Annotated in this window: 2 protein-coding genes; both read right to left on the bottom strand. The window is 29.9% G+C overall.

Annotation, left to right across the window (positions count from 1 at the left end; genetic code table 11):
• Positions 1-536: 536 nt before the first annotated feature.
• Positions 537-917, bottom strand: coding sequence for a helix-turn-helix domain-containing protein (locus KMP12_RS07175; RefSeq protein WP_215757038.1), 381 nt, complete (start codon positions 915-917; stop codon positions 537-539).
• 285 nt (positions 918-1,202) lie between these two features.
• Complete coding sequence (gene guaA, locus KMP12_RS07170; RefSeq protein WP_215757037.1) at positions 1,203-2,738, bottom strand: glutamine-hydrolyzing GMP synthase; 1,536 nt, start codon at positions 2,736-2,738, stop codon at positions 1,203-1,205.
• Positions 2,739-3,367: the final 629 nt, after the last annotated feature.

Below are 3,367 nucleotides of genomic sequence, written 5' to 3'. Positions count from 1 at the left end.
AATCTCCTAGGTCGTATACATCTACTAAACAGTCATTTGCTATCCCCCAAATAAATGATTTTAGGGCGTTGTAGCTTGTATTACTTAACATATGTTTTCCTCTGCTTTCTTTATGTTTTTAAATTTTTTAATCTATAAATCATGGTTTGATAACTGACAGAATTTTTTGTTACTTTTTATTTCTAAGTCTTTTAATTAAATAGACTTAATATTATTATTTATTTTTGAAATCTCACTAATATTTTTTATTTAATTTACTTTTTTAATCTTTTTAAATTTTGCAAGCTATAAATCATAATTTAATAACTGACAGAATTTTTTGTTACTTTTTATTCCTAAGTCTTTTAATGAAATAGACTTAATATTATTATTTATTTTTGAAATCTCACTAATATTTTTTATTTAATTTATTTTTTTAATCTGTCTAAATTTTACAAGCTATAAATCATAATTTAGTAACTGACAGAATTTTTTGTTACTTTTTTATTCCTAAGTCTTTTAATGAAATTGTGATTTTGAATATTCTTTATCTCGCATTATTTATTTTTCTTTTCTTCAATTTCATCAAGTAATTTAATTATCCTTTCCCAGTCTTCTTTACCTGCACCAATATCTCTTGCCTTCCTAAGTGCCACTCTTACAATATCATTTTCCATAATATAATCAGGTAAGTCTGGAGATACGGTATTATCTTTTGCATGTGCTGCCATATCAAAAAGATAATTTTTTTCATCTTGATTTAATTCTAAAGCATTAGAAATTTTTTCAATTTTTTCTCTGTCGGGTGGATATCTCCTTGATTTTTCAATATCACTCATATAAGCTGGTGCGATATCTAATATTTCAGCTAGTCTCCTTAAATTAATCTTCTTTTCCTCTCGTCTTTGTCTAACGAATTTTCCAAATCTTTCGTCCATGTTTTCCTCCTTATAATAAATAAAAATTAAATGCTTGTTAGCTTTTACCTAACATTATACTAAAATTATTTTCCTTTGTCAACTTTAATTAAAAAAGAGTTTTATTCTACTTCTTTTTACTTAACTAGCTTGCCTTAAAAGTAAAATTGTTTTAGAAGATGTTTGTATATTATGCTTTGCTTTCCAAAATTCATAAGCTTTTTAAAATAAAAATAACCTAGCCTTAGTAACTAGGTTATTAATAATTTTAAATTTTAAAATGAAGTAACTAAAAATATTTATGTTCTACTCCCACTCTATCGTGCTTGGTGGTTTTGATGTTATGTCGTAGACTACACGATTGACGTGGGATACTTCATTTACGATACGGGCCGAAATTTCTTCTAGGACTTCAAATGGAATGTGAGCCCAGCTAGCTGTCATGCCGTCGATACTTGTTACAGCACGAACTACTACTGTGTAGTCATAGGTACGCACATCTCCCATTACTCCAACTGAACGAATGTTTGGCAGGGCTGTGAAATATTGCCAAATCTCACTGTCTAAACCTCTTTTTGCGATAACATCACGCAGGATAAAATCACTGTTGCGAACTATTTCTAATTTTTCTTCGGTTACTTCGCCAAGAATGCGAATACCTAGCCCTGGTCCTGGGAAGGGTTGACGCCATACTATCTCACGTGGTAGACCTAGGGCTTCTCCCAAGGCACGAACTTCATCTTTGAATAGGGTATTTAGGGGTTCGATAAGTTCAAATTTCATATCTTCTGGCAGACCGCCTACGTTGTGATGTGATTTGATAGTTTGGGCCGTCTTTGTTCCAGATTCTATTACGTCGGTATAAAGTGTTCCTTGGGCAAGCCAAGGTACGTCGTCTAATTTTGCACATTCTTCATCAAATACATAAACAAATTCATTACCAATAATTTTACGTTTTTTCTCTGGGTCGGCTACGCCTTTTAATTTTGATAAAAATCTTTCGCGTGCATCTATTTTCATTAAATTCATTTCAAATTTTTTGCCAAAAGTTTCCATTACACTTTCCGCTTCTCCCTTACGCAACAGACCATGGTCAACAAACATACATATTAATTGGTCGCCTATTGCTCTGTGTAATAAGGCTGCAACTACTGAAGAATCTACTCCACCTGACAAGGCACAAAGCACCTTATCTTTTCCAACTTTTTCTCTTATTTTTACAATATTTTCTTCAATAAAGGCTTGCATTGTCCAGTCAGCTTTACAAGCACAGACATTACGCACAAAGTTTCTTAGCAAGTCGTAACCATATTCTGAATGGCGTACTTCGGGATGGAATTGGAAACAATAAAAATTACGTTTTTTGTCTTGTGCCGCAGCTATTGGGCAGTTGTGGCTAGATGCTACTATTTCAAAACCGTCTGCAAGTTTAACCACCTTGTCTGAATGGCTCATAAGAACAGTTTGAGTATTTGGCGTATCTTTGAATAGTACGGCATCCTCTTTTACATTAATTGGGTGAGCTCCGTATTCACGACTTGTTGCTGATTCGACTTTACCACCAAGTTTGTGCTGCATAAGTTGCATTCCGTAACAAATTCCCAGCACTGGTATTCCTAAATTAAATATTTCGTCATCAAGAGTCATAGAATTTTCTTCATATACTGAATTAGGACCACCGGATAAAATAATTCCCTTGGGATTAAGTTCTCTTATTTTCTCGATTGATATTTCCTTGTCATGAAGTTCAGAATAAACTCCAAGTTCACGAACACGGCGAGTAATAAGTTGGTTGTATTGACTACCAAAGTCAAGTACTAAAATAAATTCATGCTTATTCATAAAAATCTCCTATAATATTATATTTATAAAAACTAACTTAATATTAAGAAAAAATAATAAAATTATTAAATTTTAAAATAAATATTCGTAAGTTAGTCGCTAAAATTAATAAACCACTTAATCATTATAACAATTATACTATAATAAGTAAATTACAAATTATATTTTCTATTAATTTGATTTTTAAAAATTTTTATGGTTACTTAGTAGCTTTATTTTTGTAATTTATATTTTAATACTTAAACAATTAGTAAATTTATTTTTCACTAGCTCCATTATTATAGTCTTGGAATTTTACTTTTTATTTTTTATATAGTTTCATAGTAACTAAATTATTTTTAGTAGTTACAACTTAAAAATTTAATTTTCACCTCAAAGGTGGATAAAATTTTTATAATTTTCTATCTGTAATAAGCTCAGATTTTATTTTTCCAAGTTAAGTATTATAAATTATATGTTTTTTAAATAGAAAAAGTAAATAGAAATTTTTTAAATATATTTTGTATTTTCTGTTTTATTTGCTGGTAAATTATATTTTTCTGTTTTTACTACGGTAGCAACAGGACTTTTTGCCGCACCTGCCTATACCCTAATATTTAATAAAATAAAAAAAGACTATGCCGTGTTTA

This window comes from Gemella sp. zg-1178 (assembly GCF_018790995.1).
GTDB lineage: Bacteria > Bacillota > Bacilli > Staphylococcales > Gemellaceae > Gemelliphila.
The sequence above is the reverse complement of the archived record's forward strand: the minus strand, read 5'-3'. Positions and strand labels throughout refer to the sequence as shown.

Coding starts and splice junctions, on each gene's coding strand:
- KMP12_RS07175 (WP_215757038.1), bottom strand. CDS start 917: ATGGACGAAAGATTTGGAAAATTCGTTAGACAAAGACGAGAGGAAAAG.
- guaA (WP_215757037.1), bottom strand. CDS start 2,738: ATGAATAAGCATGAATTTATTTTAGTACTTGACTTTGGTAGTCAATAC.